The sequence below is a fragment of the Chryseobacterium sp. YR221 genome, from assembly GCF_900176315.1.
Taxonomy (GTDB): Bacteria; Bacteroidota; Bacteroidia; order Flavobacteriales; family Weeksellaceae; genus Chryseobacterium; species Chryseobacterium rhizosphaerae.
This window is the reverse complement of sequence record NZ_FWXM01000002.1, coordinates 1-24407: the sequence shown is the minus strand read 5'-3', so window position 1 is coordinate 24407 and position 24407 is coordinate 1. Positions and strand designations below refer to the sequence as shown.

Genomic DNA, 24407 nt, shown 5'->3' with positions numbered 1-24407 from the left:
AAAATTAAATTTTGAGGGGTTTTATATTGAAGCTGGCTATAGAAGATTGTTTACATCTCATATCCTGGATGAGAATCTGAATGATAAGCACTTTAAACAATCTGTTAAAAGATATTACTGAAAAGGATTATTCATAATATTCTTTCATAAGGCTTTTCCGTTCTTTAGTTTCCAGATTGATATATTCAAACTTTTTATATTGGCAGAATGATCCCATATCTTTATCGCCATTAATAAAAATGCCCCCTACCAAAATGACATACTTGCAGGGATAGCTGGTTTCTTTTACCAATACCTCGATACGTTCATCTATAGCTTCATACATCACTTCGGTAGCTTCGAAAATCTGATTCTCTGCATTCAGGATTCTGTCTTTCTTGTGGAGGAATATCTGCTCAATGGTATTCATCTGAAAATCCAGTGAAGTGATATTGCCCTCAATGATTTGCCCGGCTTCCAACTTTCCCAATGCTCCTTTTGCTGCTCCACAGCAGGCAGAATTATTATGTTGTCCTATTCTGCTTATTTCTCCAATTTGTCCGCTTTTGGTAATCCCAATATGAGGGGCGTAAAAAATGACTACAGCTCCGTCCTCAGGAACATGATGAGCAAAAGCTCCCATTCCTGTAAGGCCGGCAAAAGGGAAACCATCAAGTCCTCCCAGGTGAAACGGGCCAAGCATTTCATAAGCCCTCGGTGGATACTGTATTGCATTGACATCATCACAACACATACTGTCGGCATGCATCAGCTGATTAGGTTTTAGTTCTAAATGCTTTTCAAGGGTATCTAATAGTCGGTTGACTGTATCAATAGATGTTAAAGCTTTTGGGTACCATTTTCTTACAGATTCTATACTCATATTTTTGTTTTTTTTTGTACTCAATTTTACCAGCGATATATTCCTGATTTTTACATTAAAATATTATTAACAGGCTGTATAGCAGGAGGCAGTTCTTTTTCTCCAAACATTTCACGTAAATCAATTTCTATATTCCTGCTGATTTGTGTAATTGAAATATCATTTGCATTTCCTTCGAATGGGTTTTCTGTATTTTCGCCAATCTGTTCCAGAACCAAAAATACCCAGCCCAGCAATACACTGAAAGGAACTGTAAACCAGATGATGCCTTCACCAAATTTTTCTACCATTTTTGAAAATTCGCCTATAAACCCCAGGGGCAATAGCAAACACAGAGCATTTGTAAAATACAGATTAATGCTGGAGAATTGCCGTGGATAAGGAAAGTTTTTGATCCTTTCACATTTCCCCTGCTGATCATATAATTCTTTAAACTGATTCTCCAGAGCTGTATAATTATAATCTGAAATCTTGCCCTCTTCATTCAAGGTTCTCAAATGAGTAGACTGTAAAGAAATGATTTGAGTCGCCCGGTTTTTTGTTGTAAGGATATAGTCCAGCTCAGCTTTGTTTAAAAAAGGTTTCAACTCTTCCTCAATAGTATTTTCCCATTCCGGAACTGTATAATATTTTAAATATTCTCTGTTATAGCTTTTTGTTTTTACATGTTCCCAGCTCTTGGTTTCTCTGAGCTGAAATCTTAATGCCGTAAGCCAGGCAAAATGACGGTAGATAATCTGCTGATGTATGGCTGCTTCTTGTGTTTTATCATCAACTCTTATAAAATCCTTTACCAGCATGCCGAAACTGCGGCTGTTATTGATGATTGCCCCATAAATCTGTCGGGCTTCCCAGCTTCGGTTGTAGGTTTGGGTGTTTTTAAACCCCGAAATGAATGCTGCAGCGGTTCCCAGCAGTGCTACAGGAACCCATGGAATGGCCAGCCACTTCCATCCGAGAAAATAAAATAAAGCTGTAGGAATAATGCTTACAATAAGCATTTTATAGATTTTTTTCCTTGTCCATGGAATGAAGTGATAAAGCTTGTAATGTGAGCCTGTATTCATAACAAATTAATTTTTTGATGAAAATTTACTGATCAGAATGCCCACGAGCACTACCGTATAGAACTGCCCGGCTATACCCACAAAAGCTGTTATCAGTTTTGTAACATGGGTATTGGGGGTAATATCTCCAAACCCAATACTTGTAAATGTTATAGAGCAGAAATACACAAGATCAATAAAAGTAAGAGCAGGAGAAGATATATCAACCCCCTTAAAAGAAGCGTGGTTACGATATTGGAAAAACTGCAGGGAAAAAACTGCAATTTCAATCAGCAACATGTATCCGCAGATGGAAGCAGAGATAATATCCGTATTGATGTATCCCGGTTTTATAAGAAACCGTAAAACTTCCATAAAAAGAAAACAGAAGAAGACTACATAATTAATGTTCAAAAATGTAAAATACCAGGAAATGTCTTTAAAAAATGGAATGCCAATAGGCAGTAATAAAATAACAATGAAATGTAGATTTCTGAACCAGTGTTTCCAGCTATGTTTTCCAATAAATAAGAAAACAGACCCCAAACCTAGAATCAACATATTAATTGGCCATATGACATGGGTGTAAAAGTCCATGTCTGTAAGAAATACTCCCACAAATAAATGCTGTAGCAAAGCGAATAGAAGGATCTCATATTTTCTTTCCTGTAACTTTTGGCTGGTCTTTCTTATAAAACCCAGACTCTGCTGTGGATCTTCACCATGTATGGTAATCATTGTATTTTTTTAATATCATCAAAATACAAAAGTGAACTATTAAAATTAAAATAACATGGTGAATTTTTCTGAACTTTCAGTTCCCTGATTATTTGAATCCGATCATAAAGAGATGGCTGATTAATTGAGAAATCACAAGAATTGTTACCTGTAAAATGATAAAGACAAAGAGAGGGGGTGAAATTTGGAATTTCAGGTGTTCCATTGCTGAATATAAAAAAACAAAAAAACCTCTAAATAATTTAGAGGTTTTAAAGTGGTTTCTCCAGGAATCGAACCAGGGACACATGGATTTTCAATCCATTGCTCTACCAACTGAGCTAAGAAACCATTATATTTTTGTGTGTCTTACTTCGTTGTTTTAAAGTGATGCAAAAGTAGCAAGTTTTAGTATACAAAGCAAGTATTCATCGTACTTTTTTTTACTAAAGTTAAAAACCTACTGATTATCAGCTGGATTATTTTCCTGCTCTTTTCTGATTTGTTCACTCATCTCTTCCAATACCGGTTTAATGGTGTTTTCCGGAAGATCACTGATCCTGATATACATTAATCCGTCAATGGCATCATTGAAGTTAGGGTCAACGTTGAAAGCAATTACTTTCGCGTTTTGCTTAATATATTTTTTAATCAAAACAGGCAATCTTAATTCAGGCTCTAAGTCATCAATAATCTTATCAAGCTTATTAAGATCAGACTCCATTTCTTCAAAGAAGATATTCTTATCCCTGTCACGTAGCTTTACCTTATATTCATTTCTTGGAGTGATATATTGAGCCACCGCCGAGTCAAAATAATTGGAACGCATAAATTCAATCATCAGAGATTTGGAGAACTCCGAAAACTTATTCGAAATACTTACCCCACCCATCAGAAATTTATGATCAGAATTTCTCAGGCAGACATGTACAATCCCTCTCCATAAAAGGAAAAGAGGAAGTGGCTTTTGCTGATACTCCTGGCAGATATATGCACGTCCCATTTCAATCACCTTTTTAAAGAAAGGATGAATGTCCTGCTCAAATTCAAATAAAGAACTGGTGTAAAAACCTTTGATGCCATATTTTTTCATGACCTCTCTACCCAGAGCCATTCTGTAAGCTCCCGCCAGTTTCTTTTCACCATTGTCCCAAAGGAAAAGGTGATGGTAATGTTTGTCATATTCATCAAGGTCAAACGGAAGATTACTCCCTTCACCTACGGCACGGAACGTAAGCTCTCTCTGACGTCCTATTTCCCTCATGATAGAAGGTATCTCTTCATAAGTGGTAAAGTAGATCTCGTAATTTCCGTTACTGAATAACATCTTATCAGTACCTCTTAATTTGTCAACATCCTTGATAATGTCCTCTTTAGGTGTTTCATCAATAATGTTCTGAACAATATTTTCTTCTTTTAATAAAGGAAACTTTACGGACAGATTCTGAAGATTGATGCTTTGGGCCAGAGATTTTCTTTTTTCATAATAAGATTTCATCATATAAACCTTACGTTTCAGAAACTCTCCCAGTTCTTCAATCGTTTCCATTTCGTCCATTGCCTTTAATGTAATAGGCCTCCCGATTCTGATTCTGATAGGTCTTTCCCTGTCATTCATCATTTCAGCAGGCAGCATCAGGGTCTGTAAACTCGGATGAAGTTTAGCAACCTGATAAAAAAGACGGCTGTTTTTAGCATGGAAATACATAGGAACTACCGGCACTTTAGCCATTCTTATAAGCTTAAGTGCCGTTTTTTCCCAGTCTTTATCTAAGATTTCTCCGTAAGGGTTATTTTTATTGGAAACTTCCCCTGCCGGAAAAATACCTACACAGCCTCCGTTTTGGATATGCTTGAGCGTTTCACGCATTCCCGAAGAACTGCTGTAGACTTCTTTTCTGTTTTCAAAAGGGTTTACAGGAATTACGTACGGTTCCATAGGCTTGATCTTTTCCAAAAGGAAATTTCCCATGATTTTGAAATCCGGACGAACCTCTGTAAGGATCTTGCACATTAAAATTCCGTCAATAGCACCCAGTGGATGATTGGACACCAGAATAAAAGGTCCCGTTTTGGGAATTTTTGCAAGATCTTCTTCAAAAGCTACATAGCTTAGGTTTCTTTCTCTCACAAATGAGTCGAAAAAGTCTTTACCTTCCTTATCTTTTAGTTTGTCGTATAGTTTATTTACTTCGTTTATTTTAGCAATGCTCATCACAGCAGATGCTACTGGATTCTTTAGAAATCCAATTTTACTTAAGCCGGAAGCTTTGATCAGATCGTTTTTCGAAATTAAACTCATGTGTGTTTAGTCGCAATTAAAATTATTGTGTTACCATTTGAAGTGTATTCTTGGAAATTTGCTCCAGTAATACATTTTTTTCATGGTAAAATTTTTCAATATGATCCATCTTCGCATTTCTTACTGTGAATAAAGATACATTTTTAATTGCTTCGGTTTTAAAAATTTTATGAAGCTCTTCGTTAAGTTCTTCAATGTGGTTAAATTTATCCTCCAGACATAAAGCCAATGAAATAGCAGAATTCTGCATCAAGGAAACTTTAATTTTGTACTTGGATAAATAGCCGAATATAAGGCTCATATGATCCTCTGCGATGAAAGAAAAATCTCTTGTTGAAATCTTCAATAGAGCCTGGTTTTCTTTTAAAATATAAGTTTCTTCCTGTTGGTTTTTGTCTGAAGCGCCTACTTTGGTTCCTTCTTTTGTAGGATCTACGAAAGATTTTACATAAAAAGGAATGTTTTTCTGTTGTAGCGGCTGTAATGTTTTTGGGTGTATTACACTCGCTCCGTAATAAGCCATCTCAATAGCTTCCTCATAAGAAATATTGGAAAGAAGAGTTACATCGTTGAATTTTCTTGGATCTCCGGTCATTACACCCGGTACATCTTTCCAGATCGTCATTGCTTCTGCATCTAAGCAGAATGCAAAAATAGCAGCAGAATAGTCAGAACCTTCTCTTCCTAAAGTTACCGTGAAATTATTATCATCTGAACCAATGAATCCTTGGGTAACATAGCAGATTTCAGGATTTAAATTTGAAATAAAATCCTCAGTTTTTGTCCAATCTACATTACCTTCCCTGTAAGAATTATCTGTTTTAATGTAATCTCTGGCATCCAGCCATTGATTGGTAAACTGGATCTCATTCAGGTATTCACTTACAATTTTAGTTGAAATCATTTCTCCGCAACTCACCACCTGATCATATACAAAACTGTAATTAGGAGATTTGTTTCTTCTTAAAAATGAATCTATATCATCAAAAAAGAGATTGATTTCTGCAAAAACTGCATGATTTTCAGGAAAGAGACCTTCCGCTACCTCAATGTGTTTTCGTTTTATCTTTTCAATCTCTGTTTGATAGTTATCCTTCTTGAAATAAAGTTCTACAACCTTTTCCAACTCGTTCGTCGTTTTGCCCATTGCTGAAATTACCAGCAAGCATTTGGCAAATCCCTGGCTTTTTAGAACCATAGACACGTTTTTTACACTTTCGGCATCTTTTACCGATGCCCCACCAAACTTGAAAATTTTCATTAAATTGTTAAAAATAAAATTGTTAGATAAAAAATTACATGAGTTTTTTACGGACGTCAAAATTATAAATTTACAACGAGATATGAAATAGTCTAGGCATGTGATGAAATTAAGATTTCCTTAAAATGAGAATAATATGGCCTTAATGACAGAAATTTGGATAGGGAATGAGCCGTTATTACTCAATGTTATATTGTTTTTAAGGTGTATGGTGTTGAAAAACAGCGAGTACCGTCTTTTGTAATTAAATTTTCCTAATGCGATAAATTTTCCGAAATTTGGGGAAAACGTAAAAAGAAAAATATGTCAAATCAACCATTACAGACTTTAGGAGAATTTCTTATAGATAAACAGGACGATTTTCAATATTCTACAGGTGAATTTTCTCGTCTTCTGAGCGCAATAAGATTGGCTTCGAAAGTGGTAAACAGAGAAGTAAATAAAGCCGGAATTGTAGATATAACAGGAGCTGCCGGCAACCAGAATATTCAGGGTGAGGAACAGCAAAAACTTGATGTGATCGCTAATGAAATTTTTATTACGGCTTTGTCTCAAAGAGAGGTTGTTTGTGGTATTGCGTCTGAGGAAAATGATGATTTTATTGATATTAAATGTGGGGAGAACGGTCACTTAAGTAAATATGTAGTACTTATTGATCCGCTGGACGGATCTTCCAATATTGATGTAAATGTTTCTGTGGGAACGATCTTCTCTATCTACAGAAGAGTTACTGAACCTGGAACTCCTGTACAGCTGGAAGACTTTTTACAGAAAGGGATTAATCAGATTGCAGCAGGATATGTTATTTACGGTTCCTCTACAATGATCGTTTATACTACCGGAAACGGAGTAAACGGATTTACACTGGATCCTTCTTTGGGAACTTATTACCTTTCTCATCCCAATATGACTTTCCCAAAAACAGGTAAAATCTATTCTATCAACGAAGGAAACTATATCAAATTCCCTCAGGGAGTGAAAAACTACCTTAAATACTGTCAGATGGAAGAAGGAGACCGTCCTTATACTTCAAGGTATATCGGTTCTTTGGTTGCTGATTTCCATAGAAATATGCTGAAAGGTGGAATCTATATTTATCCGTCTTATTCTCAGGCTCCGAACGGTAAACTGAGATTATTATACGAATGTAATCCTATGGCATTCCTTGCTGAGCAGGCAGGTGGAAAGGCAACAGACGGATTCAGAAGAATTTTGGAGGTCGAGCCAACAGAACTTCACCAAAGAATTCCATTTTTCTGCGGAAGTGTAGACATGGTAGAAAAAGCAGAAGAATTTATGCGTATCGATAGTGTGAAATAAACAGCATAGTATGGAAGCGTCTTATTTTAGATATCTATTACAATTTAAACGCCCGAGTGGAACATCTCGTGGCGTTTTGCTTGATAAGGAAACCTTTATTCTTGAAATTTCAGAAAATGGAAAAAAAGGAGTAGGAGAGTGTGCCATTTTCAGAGGATTGAGTTTTGATGACCGACCGGATTATGAAGACAAGCTAAAATGGCTTTGTGAAAACATTGAAAAGGATTTTGCTGATCTAAGAGAAGAACTGAAAGACTTTCCGTCAATATGGTTTGGCTACGAGCAGGCGATTTTGAATCTGAAGCATGAAGGCAGTCTTTATTTCCCAAGTGAATTTACTGAAGGGAAATCTGCTATTACCATCAATGGTTTGATATGGATGGGGGAGATCGGGTATATGGAAGAACAGATTGAAGAGAAACTTGAAAAAGGCTTTCATTGCATCAAACTGAAAATCGGTGTCAACTGGAAAGAAGAACATATCATTCTTCAGAAGCTTAGAGAGAAATTTTCTAAAGATCAGTTGGAACTGCGTGTAGATGCGAATGGAGGATTTAATAAAGAAGAAGCAGTACTTGTTTTGCAACAGCTGGCAGATCTTGATATTCATTCTATTGAGCAGCCTATCAAAGCGGGAAATTGGCATGGTATGAAAGAATTATGTTCAAAAACACCTACACCAATTGCATTGGATGAAGAGTTGATAGGCATAACTGATCCCGATAAAAAGAAGCTTCTGCTAGAAACAGTAAAACCACAGTATATTATTTTGAAACCTGCTTTAGTAGGAGGTTTCGCCGGTTCTGATGAATGGATTTCTCTGGCGGAAGAACAAAATATAGGGTGGTGGATTACCTCCGCACTGGAAAGTAATATAGGATTGAATGCCATTGCTCAATATACAGTAACTAAAAAAAATCCAATGCCTCAAGGGTTGGGCACCGGATCTTTATTTGTTAATAATTTTGAATCAAGCCTGGATCTCAGAAATGAGTTGCTGTGGTTCAAAACTGAAAAGAAAATTAATTAGGACAGGTCGGGTTATCCCAGTGATCATTATCCCAGGCTCTGCAGCATTTGTTTTTCGCATCCCAATTGTTGCAGCCTATGGGAATGGGAGGAGGATTACCGCCGTTAATTGTTCTTAATGCCCTCTTGCCCAATTTCTTCATGTGGTCTTGTTGATTTTTCATAATTGATAGTAATGGTTTGGTCAATAAATATCGAAAATTTTTTCCACCTGAACAATTTTATGGAATCTATATTGTTGGTATTGTGTGAATTATTGATATGATGGCATTTGTTCTGTACTATTCAATGATCATATTTGAACTTTTCCAGAATGACAAAGATGAGTAAGAAGTGCTTATTACGTGAATGAAATATTCTGCATGTTTTCCGATTTCAATCCGAACGATCGATGGAGATATTTGTGTCCTCACAGGTTAGAACATAAAAACACATTCCTCCAATACATTTGTAGGAACAGGATAATATTTTCGACTCTATTTAAGGGATAAAGTAATTTTAGGTTCGGATATTCTGCTTTTTTTGGCGTTATTTTTTTATTAAATCACATTCTTTGCGAAAATTGCTTTCTTAATATATTCTACTATAGAAGAAAACTTGGCTTTAAATTTTTTCATAATAAAAGTGTAATTCTCTACTATTTGAGTTGGCAATCATTATGCCATTCTCTTAAACCTTAGCAACTTTAACACATGCTCATTTTTATAGTATTTTTTTAATTTCTTATTAAGAAATAATTGTGAAAATATTTTCGTTATTCTTTGTTCTGTTGGTGATAAGATTTCGGTCTATTCCGTACAGATTTTGGAAAATATCCCTCTGAACCTGTGAACTGGAAAGGTATCCCCAATGCTTTCCAATCTCAAATTTAAAACTGTTTAAAATATCATCTTTAACGAATGTACAGTCGATAACGGAGACGATATCTTTAAAGCGTTCAATATCACTGGGACCATTTTTTCCAAGTCGGGGGGTGAGGATGTTTTTGGTAAATTGAGAAATACCAAGGATGACATCCTGACGGTTGAGATAAATAGAAATGCGGTTTGCAAGCAAAGGAAGTTTATTAAAAGAATCTTCAGAGTCTTCAAATACTTTATAAGTAACATCTGCATTCAGCAGGATTACCTGATCAATCACTCTCAGGATATTTTCTTTTTTCAGACTGTACAGCATACTCTGAAGGACTCTGTTTCCCAAAGAATGAGTCATAATATGGATTCTTTGGTTGCATGGGATAAGGTCCCGATTGGAAAAAATATCTTTTAAAAATTGAGTGTAAAAATAAAAGAGCCTTAATAATGAGGTTCCGGAATTGATGCTTGCTGCTTTATCATCAAAATAAGTCAGAGGAACAATACTGCTTGAAGCCGGCCAGCTTACAAATAAAATATGTTCAACAGGAGATTCCGGATTATCAATAAACAGCTTTTTAAGATCAATCATAGCTTTTAATTCATCATCAAAATCATAGGCATATCCATGAATGAATATGAGTACATCACTCCGTTCTTTGGTGGAAGACATATTTTTGTATAGCTCGTAGAACATTCTTTGGGTGCCACCGAGGTTCTGAGCTGTTAAAGATGATTTTTTGATGCCTTTTTCACTCAGAAGGACTTCCAAAACCTCTTCGTAGCCTTGTTTTTCGGGTTCCGAAAACAGTTGGTAGTTGAGGATGTTCCTGTTCGTGTAATCTTTCTTCTTTTTGGCCTGTGCAGTAGGTTCTTTATAACCGTCAAAATCACATTTGGCAATTCTGAAATTAGGAATTGAATATTCTTCATTGGAAAAAGAGTCCACTCTTTCACCTTTATGACGCACAATCTTTCGATTGCTTAAGATATAAACAGCCATGATAGTCAGGTTTGTAACTTTCCCTAAGATACAGAAAAATACCGAATTACTAAGCATTGCACTTTTTAATTATCACTTTCGTAAGCCCCAAATTTTCCGTAACTTTGTGCAACTTTTTTTGCTAAAAACAAAAGCTAATTTAATGGAAGAAGAAAAAAAATCACTCAATTTTATTGAGCAAATTATAGAAGATGATTTGGCAAACGGTCTGAAAAGAGATCAGATTCGTTTCCGTTTTCCCCCTGAACCGAATGGGTATCTGCATGTAGGCCACACAAAGGCGATCTGCATCAACTTTGGCCTGGGAGAAAAATACAATGCACCCGTAAACCTTCGTTTTGACGATACCAATCCTGAGAAAGAAGAACAGGAATTCGTAGATTCAATCAAGAAAGATGTTGAATGGTTAGGTTTCAAATGGGACAAAGAATTGTATGCATCAGATTACTTCCAGCAGCTTTATGAATGGGCAGTACAACTGATTAAAGAAGGAAAAGCTTATGTAGATGAGCAGCCGTCTGAAGTGATTACCGAACAGAGAAAAAATCCTACGGAACCAGGAGTAGAATCTCCGTTCAGAAACCGTCCGGTTGAAGAATCATTGGATTTATTTGAAAGAATGAAAAACGGTGAGTTCGAGGAAGGGACAATGTCACTTCGTGCAAAAATCGATATGGTTTCTCCCAATATGAATATGCGTGATCCTGTGATGTACAGAATTCTGAAAAGACCACACCACAGAACAGGAACTGCCTGGAAAATCTATCCGATGTACGACTGGGCACATGGGGAATCAGATTATTTGGAGCAGGTTTCACACTCTTTATGTTCACTGGAATTTGAAAACCATAGACCCCTTTACAACTGGTATCTGGAGCAGGTATCCGATGAAACTAAAGTAGCTCCTAAGCAGAGAGAATTTGCAAGGATGAATGTTTCTTATATGATCACTTCTAAAAGAAAGCTGCAAAGACTTGTGGCTGAAGGCGCTGTGACGGGATGGGATGATCCTAGAATGCCTACTATTTCAGGGATGAGAAGAAAAGGGTACACTCCGGCTTCTATCAGAAACTTTATTGAAAAGGTGGGAGTTGCAAAAAGAGAAAATCTGATTGAGATCCAATTACTTGACTTCTGCGTACGTGAAGACCTTAATAAAGTAGCTAAACGTGTAATGGCGGTCGTAGATCCTGTTAAATTAGTGATCGAAAACTATCCTGAAGACAAGGAAGAATGGTTGGAAACTGAAAATAATCCTGAACAGGAAAATGCAGGAACCAGAGAAGTTCCTTTTTCAAGAGAACTATACATCGAACGTGAGGATTTCAAGGAAGAGGCTAATAATAAATTCTTCAGACTGAAGTTAGGCGGGGAAGTTCGTTTAAAGTCTGCATATATTATTAAAGCAGAAAGAGTAGAGAAGGATGAAAATGGAGAGATCACTACGATCTATGCTTCTTACGATGAAAAGAGTAAATCCGGAAGTGGGACAGAAGAAAGCTTAAGAAAAGTAAAAGGAACATTACACTGGGTATCTGCCAAACATGCTATCCCTGTAGAAGTAAGGGTTTACAACCAATTATTTACAGTGGAGCAGCCGGATGCTGAAAAAGATGTTGACTTCCTGAACTTTATTAATCCTGAATCGGTAAGTACTATTCAAGGTTTTGCTGAACCAAGCCTTAAAGATGTTGCCGTGGGAGAACCTCTTCAGTTCCAGAGAATCGGGTACTTTACCAAAGATCAGGATTCTACAGATGCTACATTGGTTTTCAACCGTACAGTAACTCTAAAAGATTCTTATAAGCCTGAATAATTTCAGGTGATGATCAATATTATATAAAAGCAGGACTTCACTGAAGTCCTGCTTTTCGTTTTTTATATGTGAACCGTTAAGAACGTATTTACCCTTTTACGCCTTTGATCCAATCCTGGAATTTACCTACCTGTTCCATAAAGAAAGATTCATGTTCCTCTTTTTCCTCAGGACGGTTGACCAGAATGTGTTCAAAATAACTTCCTTTCAGTACTTTTCTTAAAATGCCTTCTCCTAAGAATGGTTTATAATCATTAAGAGCTTGGGTAGCTTTCAGTAAATGTCTGATGTCATATTGTAACGGATTGATGTCCGGAACCTGTTTGTTGAGGTTCAGAAGTTTGTATACTGCTATTCTGGCTGTTCTTACTGAACTTTCCATAGTAAATACAACATCATTATTGGTTTCCACAAACTGTCCTACCAAACCTAGATTGGTACAACCTTCGGGAACAACTCTCGGACGGTCACCCTGAGCTCTAGGCATAAACATAGAGGTAATATAAGGCATAAATGCGGTACGAACGATTGTATTTTCTATAACATTATCAAGCTGGTCTGTCATTCCCAAATGATGACATAACTCTGCAAGAATTTCATTTCCGGTACATTGAGGCATTGTTTTTTTGATGTAATTCCCTTCTTTGTCCATCAGTAAGGCATATACCCATACGACAAGGATATCATCCGGCTGGGTAGGGAAGTGTGGCTGTCTGTTGCAGGTAAAGCTCATTACCCAATTGGAATCTGTGATGGTGATAATACCTCCTGTAGCTGTTCTTCCGGAATAAGGATCATTCACGCAGAGTTCTTTCAGTTTCTCTGTGAAAGCAGAAGGTCGGCAGGTTAATGTAGCAGATTCCCACGAAGATTTCTCAATATGGCTACAGAATTTTTCAGGCTTACCAAATACTTCCGATTTGGCAGCAAGATTTTTCCACAGTTTCCATCCTGCACTCTGTCCCGCACTGCTGTTATCTATAGTGATTTCAGGAACCGTATTATTATCTGCGTAGAATGTACTCTCAGTCATTGAACCTGTGGTAACGATCACATAATCATCTTTACCAACAGGTATTTTTACTTCTTCGCCATTTTGTTCAGTAATAATCCCTTCTACTGTTTTACCTTCAGTATTAATATGGATATCAAGGTCTTTTACTAATGTATTAAACTGGATCTGTACTCCTTTCTCAACAAGGAAATTTTTAAGAGGAGTCACATACGTGTCATATTGATTGTATTTAGGGAATACAAGACATGAGAAGTCTTTCATCCCGTCAATGGCATGCAGGAATCTGTGCATATACAGTTTCAGTTCCAGTAAGCTGTGCCAGTTCTCAAATGCAAACATGGAACGCCAGAAAAACCAGAAATTACTGTTAAGGAAAGATTCTGCGAAATAATCTTCAATAGTCAGATCATCAAGCTCCTCTTTTTTCTTCAATAAAAGCTTAACAATTGCCAGCTGGTCTTTTTTTTCAAGTCCGAATTTACTGAAATCCTGGATCTGCCCCTGGTTATGAATCAATCTTGCTTTAGAATAATTAGGGTCATTGTCGTTAATAAGACGGTACTCATCCAATACACTGTATGGAGCGGGTAATTCCAATGCGGGAATATCCTGGAACATATCCCATAGATTTTCATAGGTCATATCCATTTCCCTTCCGCCACGGATGATATAGCCATCTTTTGCGTTTCCTGCTCCATCCAAAGAACCTCCTTCAACATTCAGCTGGTCAAGGAAAATGATGTTTTTACCCGGAACCCGGCCATCACGGATGAAATAATAAGCGGCAGACATCCCTGCAATTCCGCTTCCTACAATATAGATTTTACTGTTTTCATAAGATTGTAAAGGAATCCCTTTATTACGTTGATAGTTTCCGATCTGGTCAGAAAAAGGCATCGTTTTTTCAGGAGTGTTAATCTGAACTTCTTTACTTGAATCCGGTTCGTGGTTTACTTTTCCAAACTGCTCAGAAGCATTTAAAACTTTCTCGAATTTTGAATTGATCGTACTCATTTTTTGTTTTGTTTTTAATTAACAGGTTAAAGGTACACCTATTCAAAAAGCGGTACATATCCCCAATGTCGGAATTATTATCCCCAAATTCTTATGACTGAATATTTTCTTTTGTCCGATACTCTGAGGGTGAATATGAAGTCTGTTTTTTGAAAAAACGGCCGAAAGCTGATGCTGAATTAAACTGAAGCTCAAAGGCAATTTCTGAAATGGTGATGTCGGGATTTCCCAGCATGACATAAGCTTCTTTCAGCAAAGTCTCATCAATGACTTCATGAGGAGTTTTTCCACTGGCTTTTTTAATAATCTCTATAAGGTGCTTATTGGAAATACAAAGCGCATCAGCATAAAACTGAACCGTTCTCTGCTGTCTGATATTTTCCCGGATCAGTTTACTGAACTTCAGGAAGAGATCTTTTTTTCCTTCCTCTTTCTGAGAAACCGTATTGATTTCTTTTTCTATGATTTCTGCAGTCTCAAGCAACAGGTTGAAAATAATGGTACGAATAATCTCTTCGGTAAATTTCCCCTGTTTTCTGGATTTTTTCTTAAGGTAGTCCAGTAGATTCTGTAACTGCAGAGAATTTTTTTCTGTTGTTTTTATAATGCTGTAGGAGCCCTTAGAGAAGAGATTCATTTTCTCAATGATAAAAGGGTTGGATATATTTTTGATGAGAAAATTTTTATCAAAAAATAAGAGCTTCATCATAAAATCATTACTGGTTTCAAGGAATCTTACAATGGTAGAAGGAGCAGCTATAAAGAAACTGTGGGTAGTTACTTTATATTTTTTACTGTCTATTTCAATACTGATTTCTCCCGCCGTACAAATACAGAGAGCATAATAATCCATTCTGAACGGCGCTTTTGGAAAATTGAAAATAGGATTCCCGGAGGAAATATAATAAGACTGGCGGCAATCAATCCTGTAAAAAGAAAGGGTATCATGTAAATTTTCGTAGGTTACCATGTTACGGATTGCTTGAGTTTTTGTTGTTTTTTAGATATTCCGGCCCGGAGATATTGACTCTTACTGCAATTTACAAATTTTATAAGAGCTTTTTATGCTTTGTATATCAAAAATATTCACTTTTTAGCGTATTGTAGAAGAAATTTTACAAATGAAAGAACGTGATGCCAACCTTTTAAAGCTGAATAATTTCTTGAGTAAGAGTAAAACTTAATGCTTCAATTTTTTTAACAATAATAACATTAGTATTTTTGCAGCAAATTAGTCACATGCAAAATTATTTAGAATTCAATTTCAAAATTTCTCCACTGCAACCTTGGAATGAGATATTAATGGCTGAGCTTATCGAGATAGGTTTTGACAGCTTTACAGAAGAAATTCATGGAATTTTAGGATATATCCAGACAGATCTGTTTCATGAAGAACAGCTAAAAGCACTTCCTATTTTTGAAAATGAAAATGTAAAGATTGAGTACTCTTTCGAGGAAATGCCTAATATCAACTGGAATGAAGAATGGGAAAAGAATTTTTCTCCTATCAATATCGATGATAAAGTATTGATCAGAGCAGAATTTCATGAGTCTGTACCGGGAATGCATGAAATTATTATTCAGCCCAAAATGTCTTTCGGAACAGGGCATCACCCTACCACACACCTGATGATCCAGCAGATGATGGATCTTGACCTTACTGGAAAGAAAATATTGGATATGGGTTGTGGGACTTCCGTATTGGCTATCTATGCAAAACAACAGGGTGCCGGAGATACAAAAGCTATTGATATTGATGAATGGTCTGTAGAAAATTCAAAAGAAAACGCGGTAAGAAATGGTGTTGAACTGGATATTGAACTGGGAACAGCCGAAAACTTAGGAAAAGAAAATTTTGATGTTATTTTAGCGAATATCAACAGAAATATTTTGATTTCAGATATTCCAACATATGTTTCCGTATTGAATGAAGGTGGAAAACTGTTGCTTTCCGGGCTTTGCTTCTTTGATGTAGATGATATTCTTGAAGTGTGTAAAGAAAGTGGTCTTGAACTTAAAAAACAAATACAACGCGAAGAGTGGGTAAGCCTGCTGTTGGAAAAATAAATAAAAACAAATACGAATATGAAAACTTTATGGACGGCTTTATTATTACTGATGCTGCAATTTTTTTCAGCACAGGAAAATGAAGTGTATGCGGATGGGATTTTTGGTTTTGAAGAAAATAAAAGCCAAAAGATTTTTACAGATTGGACAAGAATCAGAAAAGAGCCTAATGTCAAATCTCAGGTTATAGACTCATTGCAGACTAATCAACAGGTGTTAATCCTTAAAAAAGAAGAAACCATACTAAGACTGGGGGAAAGAGGTGCCAACTGGTACAGGATCTCTTATCAGAAAGGAGATGTAACCTCTGAAGGATATGTTTGGGGAGGTAACCTTTCTGTAGGATACCGTAATAAAAACGGATATGATTTTCTTTTTGGACTTTCAAAAACCGTAGACAGAAAAAACAAAGAGGTTACTACTCTTGAGAAACAGAATATTGCGGGAATCAAAGTAATGGAAGGTAATATGCTTGTGGATGAGGTTTATTTTGATACCGGAAAAGGAGAGGAGCTGAGCTATGCTACATTCAATATTGAAAGTAATCATAAACTGCAGAATGTGGAACTTACCTTAAAGGCATTGGTTTCCGGTGAAGCTTGTGGTATTGCTAGCTATGACCAATATGTTCTTTTTAAGGATAAGAAACTCATTGCTCTTCCGCAGCTGATGAATGTAGGGGATGCAGATGTTTTTTACCATAGTGAACAATATATTTTCCCTAATGATAAAGGAGGGATTCCTGATGCTTTTATTTTTAAAGTGGAGGAAATGGAAAAAGATGACAAAGATCGGGAAAAGAAGAAACGTTCTTCCAAAACTTATCTTTGGAATGGAAATTCTTATAGGTTGAAATAAATTTTTTTGGTCTTAAAAAATAGAAGTCCTTACTGATGAAGTAAGGACTTTTTCTATAATTGGATACACACAAAAATAGGACGGAAACCAACCTGTCTTATTCAGCAAGGAATTCCAACGTACATTGAGAACAACCTATTCCAGATTGAGTTTAAATTCCTTCTGTCCAATTGCTGAGTGTAATGACATCAGCTTGTCGGGGGAAAATTTTACTCATTAATACACGATGCACTTCCTCATCTTCATCTTTACAGCAGTCTTCAATGACAGTCAATATATAGTCCTTATCTGCAGCTTCTCTTAATGTGGATAAAACAACGCCACTGGTTGATATACCCGTTAATATCAGATGTTCAATATTCAACCCCCGAAGCACAACTTCAAGATCACTTCCTGTAAAAGCGCTAAAACGTTTTTTGGTGATGATGATATCCTGTTCATCAGGTAAAAGATCAGGATGGATAGAAACCCATTCTTTCATATTTACATGAATCATATGTTGTTTTATGGCTGAAAACGCTTTGTTATTTTTGCTGATTTCCGGCATTCCCTGTCTGAATCCTACGGTAATATATATAACCGGGATTTGTCGCTTTCTTGCCGTTTTGATAGCCTCCTGTGTATTGGAAATCAACTTTGTTTCATCAGCTAGCCTGCTTAGAATAGATGATTGCATATCCATCACCAATAGGGCTGTTTTTGCTTTTTCCATTTTAATTATATTTTATTAATAAATTGTTCTTCAGCTTCTTCTAATAACTGTTCGTTGACAGGTTTGGTTTTTCTCTTCTTGAATAATAAGTTTCTAAAGATAAAAGCAATTAAGATTCCTGATATCCCTTCCAGGAGTAAAGTCTTTGGAGCTCCTATTTTTTCTGAAAGAAATCCAATGAATATACTTCCCAAAGGCAGCATTCCGAATATTGCAGTCAATAAGATACTGATGGCTCTTGAACGCATTTCAGGAACAACTTCAGATTGAACGATGATATTACAGGTTGTAAACTGTGCAACACCTCCCAATCCGGTAAGGGTAGCAAAAAACATAGACCAGTAAAAGTTAGTCGTATATGAAAAACATATAAGTCCAATACTCAGGACGACTGTACTCAGAATAAGAATACTTCTCATAGAAGCTCCTTTTTTTAAGCTAGCCAGAAATACTGTCCCAAGAACTGCCCCTATTCCAATGAAACTTGAGATATAACCAAAAGTTTTTGCATCCCCTTTAAAGATTTCTTTGGCGTAAACAGGAATTAACGTGTCATAGGGTAGAATCAAAAAACCGGTAATACTTAGCATAATGATGACTAAATTAATTGAGGGCACTGTTCTGAGGTATCTGAAACCTTCTGCCAATTCAGTAAAAGTTCCTTTTTTGTTTGATTTTTTTTGAATGACTTTCACTTTCATCATGGAAATAGATCCCATTACTGCCGCAAAACTGGCCGCATTAATCAGAAAACAGGTTCCTGCTCCAAACTTTTGGATAATAATTCCGGAAAGGGCCGGACCTGCTAATTTTGCAATACTTGCCATTGCAGCCGTTAGAGAGAGTGCACTTGGTAAATCTTCATCATTGGTTATTACTTCGTTGATCATTGACTGCCGTGCCGGAATATCATAAGCGTTGATAATTCCGAGAAATGCACTTAATATTAAAAAACTCCATATGTTCTGGTGTCCTGTCATAACCAAAAAAGCAAGTAGAGAAGCCTGGATTAAAGATAAAATCTGGGCAATCTGTATAATTTTATATCGGTTGTACCGGTCTGCGGCAACTCCTCCCAGAGCAGAAAACAAAAATGAAGGGAATTGTTCTGCAAAGATGGTGAGCCCCAGCATAAAAGCCGATTGAGTCATGCTGTATACGACCCATACTACAGCGGTACGCTGCATCCATGTTCCCAATTGAGATACGGAACGCCCGAAAAAATATAATGTGTAATTAGTGCTTTTAAAAGCCTGGAATGCATTGATATTACTTAATTTATTCATGCTCTTTGAAATAAACTTTTTGACAAAAAACGTAAAAACGTCAAATTTTAAATAAAAAAAATCAACTGATATGCCTGATAACCATTGATGTTAAGGTGTTTACTATAGGGTTCAGGTTTTTGAAATTGTTTTTTAAAACCATTTCACGCCTTATCCCTCTGATACTGCTTAGCAGGATGAAAATAACGGTTTCTTGTTCCTTAAGACTTACTTTAGGAATTTCATTATCAGTAATGCTTTTTGCAAATACTTTTAATAAAAGATTTTTTTCTGCTTCCATCATCCTGTCGTGAGCATCAGTCATGTGTTTTGATTTCTCTTCTGCATCCATTCCGGTTTCAATAGCTCTGAAAAATGATGCTCTTTCCTGAGATGTTTTTACTTTAGCAATACAGAATTCGTTAATCTTTTCTTCAAAAGATTTTCTTTTATTCATGCTAAGATCAATCTCGGAGATAACTTCTTTAATTAAATTATCCAAAACCGCCTGGAATACCTCCTCACGATTTTTATAATAATAATAAATAGATGTTCTGCTTTTACCAACAGCTTTAGAAATATCATCCATCGTCACTTTCTTTAAACCATATTTCAGATACAGCCCTGAAGCAGTTTCAAGGATCTGTTGTGAAAGTTGGTCTTGTTCTGTAGATGACATGAGTGAAATTTGTGTACAAAAATAAATAAATTTTGACAAAAAAACAAATTTTGTCAAATTGTAAAACTTATTCTGTTACTCAAACACCATGAACAACTTGCTTTTAGATGATATTGAGTCAAAGAAAAAATTATAATTGCAGATGAGTTTTTCCAATAAGTTGAGAAAGAATTCTAATCTATGACTGCCTCTATTGCAAACGGGTATTTTGTTGAACTTTAATACTTTTTTGAATGTATAATAATTGTTAGATTTGGACACCGAATTTGGGATGTAATCCATACACGGTTAAGAAGAAAATAAAAGGACAAAAAAATTGCGAAATGGCTGATGTATTTGAAAATTACCTATCCTCGACAGGAGGATTATCCGCTGAGGAAATCAACTTTTCTGCGCAATTCTTCAAACCGATCCGCTTAAAAAAGGGTGATTTTTTTATTCGTGAGGATGAATCCTGCGGTCATGTTGGATTTATCGCTAGTGGCGCTGTAAAGGCATACGCTACCGACAAAGAAGGAAAGGAAAATATAACCTGCTTCAAGTTTGAAAAGGAATTTGTCACCTCGCTTCCGGAATTTGTGAAACAGGAAAAATCCAGAAGGAGTATCATGGCTATAGAAGATAGCGTAATCTATAGGATAAGTTATCCGGATTATCAGCATCTGCTTGGTCAGGTAACCGCTTGGAACGGAGTTATAAAATCGGTGATAGAGCAGGAGTATAACCAAAAGGAACGTTATCTGCTGAATTACAATAATAGGTCGGCTCTGGATAAATACCGTCATGTTCTGTCTAGCGAACCGATGCTGGTCCAGCGTATAGCGACACAGGATCTGGCATCGTACCTGGGCATTACGCAGCGATCGCTTACACGGGTGAAGGGACAAATACATAGACCCAACGTATTATAGGACAAATGTCCTTATGCAGGCCTGATCAGTGATGTAGATTTGCATAAAAAAAACGATGTTACGTCAAATTGCTCCCGAAGTGTTCCAGATTTCACTGATGCCACGAAACAGTATCAACTGCTATATTATTGAAGGTGTATTGGTAGACTCCGGAATACGGAGTTCATATACCACTGTAAAAAAAGCTCTCCATAAAATCCCTGTTTATCAGCATGTACTGACACATGCGCATGCGGATCATCAGGGCTGTAGCGATCAGATATGCGCTGAGTTCGCGATACCCTTACTCTGTCATCCCGATGAAGTTTTTAGGACCGAAACAGGTATGGTCACCAACGACTATCCAACGCCACAACATTGGGTAGCAAAACTTCAGCAGAAATACTGGGCAGGTCAGGGACATAAAGTAGAACGGACAGTCGTTGAAAACGATAGGATTGGAAATTTTCGGGTAATAGAGACGCCCGGACATTCGGCAGGTCATATTTCTTTATTCCGTGAGCGGGATGGTGTACTGATCATTGGAGATGTGGCGACCAATATGAACCTAATCACGACGGCGACCGGTCTGCGGCTTCCGCCGAACATATTCACCTCGGATCAACAGAGCAATATCAAATCGCTCCAGAAGTTAGCAAAACTGAATCCTGCCATTATCTGTTTCGGTCACGGACCGATCCTGCGAAATACAGACCGAAAGTTTGAACAATTTGTGGCTAAATGCAGTGCGGCTATTTAAAGGTAGATCATGCTGTAATTACGGGTTAAAAGAAGATGTAATGTAGATCTCATCTCAAAAACTACAAAAACCGAAAAAAAGACACTATCACCTTAGGGATTTCGAATTTGCAAAGAAGTCTTGTAGAAAATATATTGAGGGACTTCTAGATAATTTCAAATAAGTAATAGAAGAATTCCAGCTTCAAAAATCGAACAATAGTGAAAGTTTGAGTCACAGATTTTTTATGGATGTAAAAAAAGGAGGCAACTATCAATAGTGCCTCCTTAAGTGCACGAAAGAGCCACTCTCAATTACTTTTATAACGAATTTGGTGCAGTTAGTTTATTTAATTGCTTGATGTCAGTTTTAATTATAATTCTTATATTAATAATCTAAAAAGGCGTTATGATGAATAAATATCTTATGATACAGGATTAATTAAAAAAAACGATTGTATCTATCTGAGTGATGTATTAATTTTAATAACAAATAATTTAACAATGAGACAGGCAGTTTTGATAGCTTTACTTTTTATATCCATACAGGAGGTAATGGGTCAAGAGCAATCGGTTTCCCATGATCGCACTTCCAACTTCTTTGATGAGATTAAAACGGCTTCCATGAAGTACATCAATCTTTGGAATAAAGATTTATATGGACCAATGCTTTTAGTCAATCCACAGACCCGAGAGCTTTTTGCAAACGAAGCAGATACCGCTGGTATCTTAAAGCTTAACAGAAATATCTATTCGGGAATTTTGCCTGATAATATCAATATTGCTAATACTGCAATAAATTGGAATGGAAAAAGATGGGCTATGATTATGCTACCACTTCCTAAAAACAAACAAGAAAGAATTAATCTATTGGCTCATGAATCATTTCATAGTGTTCAGCCTTCGTTAGGGTTTACACTCAAAAATGTTGAGAATAACCATCTTGACCAAAGAGACGGAAGAATTTATCTGCGTTTAGAGTTGGAAGCATTAAAAAAGGCAATCCAATCGTTTTCGGAAAAAGAATTACGATTACATCTAACAAATGCGCTGACTTTCAGAAAATACCGAAATACATTTTATAAAGATTCAAATATTACTGAAAACCAATTAGAACTAAATGAAGGTATTGCTGAATTTACGGGAGTGATAGTTAGTGGTAGAAATAAAACACAAGCAACAACATTTTTTGTAAATGGGATAAATGATTTTTTTGCCAATCCCACATTTGTACGTTCATTTGCTTATTATACTACTCCTGTTTACGGTTATTTACTGTATAATATAGACAAAAACTGGAACAAACAAATTACTGCAAAAACAGATCTGACGAATTATTTTACCAAGGCATTCAATATCAAGATATCAACTGACTTAAAAAAGACGATTGAAAACATATCTAATAACTATAATGGAAAGGCTATAATTCAGGAAGAATTGGAAAGAGAAGAAAAAACGAAAAAACTTATATCCGAATATAAACTGAAATTTGTTGACCAACCCCATTTTGAAATAAGGTTTGAGAAAATGAATGTCTCATTTGACCCAAGAAATATTATACCAATAGAAGATAAAGGGACAGTTTATCCTAATATCAGAGTCACAGATGTATGGGGTATTTTGACAGTTGAAAATGGAGCGTTAATGAGTCCAAACTGGGATAAGATTTCAGTATCGAGTCCTGTCAAAACAGAAGGTAGTAAAATATTTGGTGATGGCTGGATACTTGAATTGGCTGATGGTTATACAATAGAAAACAACGGAGTGAATGATAACTATAAACTGATAAGAAGCAGGCTGATACAATAAATAGATAATTTTTACCGGCTGTCCCGATTTAATGCATATTTTGAAAAAACTAGACTCAAACTTGTGTCATATATGATTTTGTGTACTGAATTTTTTATTTCTCAACCAGCAGATGACGGAGAATTTCCTAAAGGAGAAGAACAAGACGGAGAAAACAAATCAATAACTTTAGAGGTGTTTGGTATTTCAAGGACATTTCTATTTGACAAGTTTCGCGAATTTTTTATCTTAGAAACTATGAACGAAGGCTGACTTCTGGAATATCTAAAAATAGCAAGAATGCCAGCAGCAAAAAAGAGTGCACGGCAAATAACAAAATTATATAAACAAGTTGCGCAATGCTAGAAGTTAATTTAACAGGAGAGATTAGACATCACTATGATGAAGAAAGTTCTTTACCTGCACATAATTTAGTAATAAAGCCATTACTAGAACAATCAAAATCTGCATATATTTTCGGACTAAAAAAGGATGACGAACTGTTCAATGCCAATTCTGATATATTGATTAGCGAACGAGGAAAATTCAGGTTTGACTCTTCGAAAGAATGCGTAATTGGACACGAACAATTATGGAATGCAACAATGTGGAAAAGAGGATCAATAATTATATTACTTCAAGGAGACGAATTTGATTTTTCCGACATTTTTAAAAGCACATACAGACCTGCCTTAACCTTAACACCAAATATGGGAAATACCGTTTCTGCGACAAAAAGGTGTAAAGAAGAACGTGAGTTAGGGAATATTGCTATTTGCTTTCCAGCATCAAATGGAATAGAATGGATGACAATTTATGCAAACGACAAAGCTCTTGAAGAAATAATGAAACAAGCAGAAAACAATTGTAGAGAGAAAGCTTATTACACACGAAAAGAATAGAAAAACGAACGCACAAAAGGATTTAGTTCTAGCGGGCTGAAGTGCAAAATTCAACAGCAGTTTTTCAATTGACCTTTAATTTTTTTGCTCCGTAAGCTTCCCGAATGCTATGCCCTAAACCATTGCCTGAAAGCATAGGAGCATACCGTGATCAATGACTGTATTGCCTGTAAAAGCACGTTTCATAATTTCTTATGAGTTCTTCAGTGAACGCGAAAGGATTCGAACCTTTGATCGTCCCGATTTGTAATCGGGATGCTCTGTTATAT

21 protein-coding genes and 1 tRNA gene are annotated in these 24407 nt (G+C 36.2%); 9 read left to right on the top strand and 13 right to left on the bottom strand.

Going from position 1 to position 24407, the window contains the following annotated elements:
- Positions 1-127 precede the first annotated feature (127 nt).
- The 6 genes from B8967_RS05170 to B8967_RS05145 all read right to left on the bottom strand — a co-directional run bounded on the left by B8967_RS05170 (position 128) and on the right by B8967_RS05145 (position 6188).
- Positions 128-862, bottom strand: a complete 735-nt coding sequence (locus B8967_RS05170; RefSeq protein WP_084085857.1) for a hypothetical protein — start codon at positions 860-862, stop codon at positions 128-130.
- Between the two features lie 50 nt (positions 863-912).
- On the bottom strand, positions 913-1929 hold the full coding sequence (locus B8967_RS05165; protein ID WP_084084978.1) for a bestrophin family protein: 1017 nt from the start codon (positions 1927-1929) through the stop codon (positions 913-915).
- A gap of 6 nt (positions 1930-1935) precedes the next feature.
- Positions 1936-2646: a potassium channel family protein gene (locus B8967_RS05160; protein ID WP_081989177.1), complete on the bottom strand. Its 711-nt coding sequence runs from the start codon at positions 2644-2646 to the stop codon at positions 1936-1938.
- A gap of 257 nt (positions 2647-2903) precedes the next feature.
- Positions 2904-2976 (bottom strand) — tRNA-Phe (locus B8967_RS05155).
- Positions 2977-3085: 109 nt separating this feature from the next.
- Positions 3086-4927 (bottom strand): lysophospholipid acyltransferase family protein, encoded by a 1842-nt coding sequence (locus B8967_RS05150; protein WP_047493407.1) that lies wholly within the window; start codon positions 4925-4927, stop codon positions 3086-3088.
- A gap of 22 nt (positions 4928-4949) precedes the next feature.
- Positions 4950-6188 (bottom strand): aspartate kinase, encoded by a 1239-nt coding sequence (locus B8967_RS05145; protein ID WP_047493405.1) that lies wholly within the window; start codon positions 6186-6188, stop codon positions 4950-4952.
- A 303-nt stretch (positions 6189-6491) separates the two neighbouring features.
- Between B8967_RS05145 and fbp the strand changes: the two genes are divergently transcribed.
- Together fbp and B8967_RS05135 are read left to right on the top strand one after the other, a co-directional pair.
- Complete coding sequence (gene fbp / locus B8967_RS05140; protein WP_047493402.1) at positions 6492-7508, top strand: class 1 fructose-bisphosphatase; 1017 nt, start codon at positions 6492-6494, stop codon at positions 7506-7508.
- A gap of 10 nt (positions 7509-7518) precedes the next feature.
- A complete protein-coding gene (locus tag B8967_RS05135; RefSeq protein WP_084084976.1) occupies positions 7519-8538 on the top strand; it encodes an o-succinylbenzoate synthase in 1020 nt (339 codons plus the stop codon).
- Here the strand turns inward: B8967_RS05135 and B8967_RS22400 are convergent.
- Positions 8531-8680 carry a hypothetical protein gene (locus B8967_RS22400; protein WP_156126094.1) on the bottom strand — a complete coding sequence of 50 codons (150 nt, stop codon included), beginning with the start codon at positions 8678-8680 and terminating at the stop codon, positions 8531-8533. The genes B8967_RS05135 and B8967_RS22400 overlap by 8 nt on opposite strands.
- Positions 8681-9263: 583 nt before the next feature.
- Positions 9264-10394 carry an alpha/beta hydrolase gene (locus B8967_RS05130; protein ID WP_157969895.1) on the bottom strand — a complete coding sequence of 377 codons (1131 nt, stop codon included), beginning with the start codon at positions 10392-10394 and terminating at the stop codon, positions 9264-9266.
- Between the two features lie 142 nt (positions 10395-10536).
- Between B8967_RS05130 and B8967_RS05125 the strand changes: the two genes are divergently transcribed.
- On the top strand, positions 10537-12210 hold the full coding sequence (locus B8967_RS05125) for a glutamine--tRNA ligase/YqeY domain fusion protein (protein WP_084084972.1): 1674 nt from the start codon (positions 10537-10539) through the stop codon (positions 12208-12210).
- Between the two features lie 88 nt (positions 12211-12298).
- Here the strand turns inward: B8967_RS05125 and B8967_RS05120 are convergent, their stop codons facing one another.
- Both B8967_RS05120 and B8967_RS05115 read right to left on the bottom strand, forming a co-directional pair.
- Complete coding sequence (locus B8967_RS05120) at positions 12299-14239, bottom strand: oleate hydratase (protein ID WP_084084970.1); 1941 nt, start codon at positions 14237-14239, stop codon at positions 12299-12301.
- A gap of 91 nt (positions 14240-14330) precedes the next feature.
- The gene (locus tag B8967_RS05115; protein ID WP_084084969.1) at positions 14331-15209 is read right to left on the bottom strand and encodes an AraC family transcriptional regulator; all 879 of its coding nucleotides are present in this window, start codon (positions 15207-15209) and stop codon (positions 14331-14333) included.
- Positions 15210-15478: 269 nt separating this feature from the next.
- Here B8967_RS05115 and prmA point away from each other — a divergent pair, with 269 nt between their 5' ends.
- Positions 15479-16306: a 50S ribosomal protein L11 methyltransferase gene (gene prmA, locus B8967_RS05110; RefSeq protein WP_084084968.1), complete on the top strand. Its 828-nt coding sequence runs from the start codon at positions 15479-15481 to the stop codon at positions 16304-16306.
- 18 nt (positions 16307-16324) lie between these two features.
- On the top strand, positions 16325-17164 hold the full coding sequence (locus tag B8967_RS05105; protein WP_084084967.1) for an SH3 domain-containing protein: 840 nt from the start codon (positions 16325-16327) through the stop codon (positions 17162-17164).
- Between the two features lie 151 nt (positions 17165-17315).
- On the opposite strand, the gene B8967_RS05100 is transcribed toward B8967_RS05105, so the two are convergent.
- The 3 genes from B8967_RS05100 to B8967_RS05090 all read right to left on the bottom strand — a co-directional run bounded on the left by B8967_RS05100 (position 17316) and on the right by B8967_RS05090 (position 19820).
- Positions 17316-17876, bottom strand: coding sequence for a cysteine hydrolase family protein (locus tag B8967_RS05100; protein WP_084084966.1), 561 nt, complete (start codon positions 17874-17876; stop codon positions 17316-17318).
- A gap of 5 nt (positions 17877-17881) precedes the next feature.
- A complete protein-coding gene (locus B8967_RS05095; RefSeq protein WP_084084965.1) occupies positions 17882-19162 on the bottom strand; it encodes an MFS transporter in 1281 nt (426 codons plus the stop codon).
- A 61-nt stretch (positions 19163-19223) separates the two neighbouring features.
- Positions 19224-19820 (bottom strand): TetR/AcrR family transcriptional regulator, encoded by a 597-nt coding sequence (locus B8967_RS05090; RefSeq protein WP_047493374.1) that lies wholly within the window; start codon positions 19818-19820, stop codon positions 19224-19226.
- Between the two features lie 323 nt (positions 19821-20143).
- Between B8967_RS05090 and B8967_RS05085 the strand changes: the two genes are divergently transcribed.
- The 4 genes from B8967_RS05085 to B8967_RS05065 all read left to right on the top strand — a co-directional run bounded on the left by B8967_RS05085 (position 20144) and on the right by B8967_RS05065 (position 24138).
- The gene (locus tag B8967_RS05085; RefSeq protein ID WP_084085856.1) at positions 20144-20731 is read left to right on the top strand and encodes a Crp/Fnr family transcriptional regulator; all 588 of its coding nucleotides are present in this window, start codon (positions 20144-20146) and stop codon (positions 20729-20731) included.
- A 55-nt stretch (positions 20732-20786) separates the two neighbouring features.
- Positions 20787-21470 carry an MBL fold metallo-hydrolase gene (locus B8967_RS05080; RefSeq protein WP_084084964.1) on the top strand — a complete coding sequence of 228 codons (684 nt, stop codon included), beginning with the start codon at positions 20787-20789 and terminating at the stop codon, positions 21468-21470.
- A 482-nt stretch (positions 21471-21952) separates the two neighbouring features.
- Positions 21953-23257 carry a hypothetical protein gene (locus tag B8967_RS05075; protein ID WP_084084963.1) on the top strand — a complete coding sequence of 435 codons (1305 nt, stop codon included), beginning with the start codon at positions 21953-21955 and terminating at the stop codon, positions 23255-23257.
- A 338-nt stretch (positions 23258-23595) separates the two neighbouring features.
- Complete coding sequence (locus B8967_RS05065) at positions 23596-24138, top strand: hypothetical protein (RefSeq protein WP_084084961.1); 543 nt, start codon at positions 23596-23598, stop codon at positions 24136-24138.
- Positions 24139-24407: the final 269 nt, after the last annotated feature.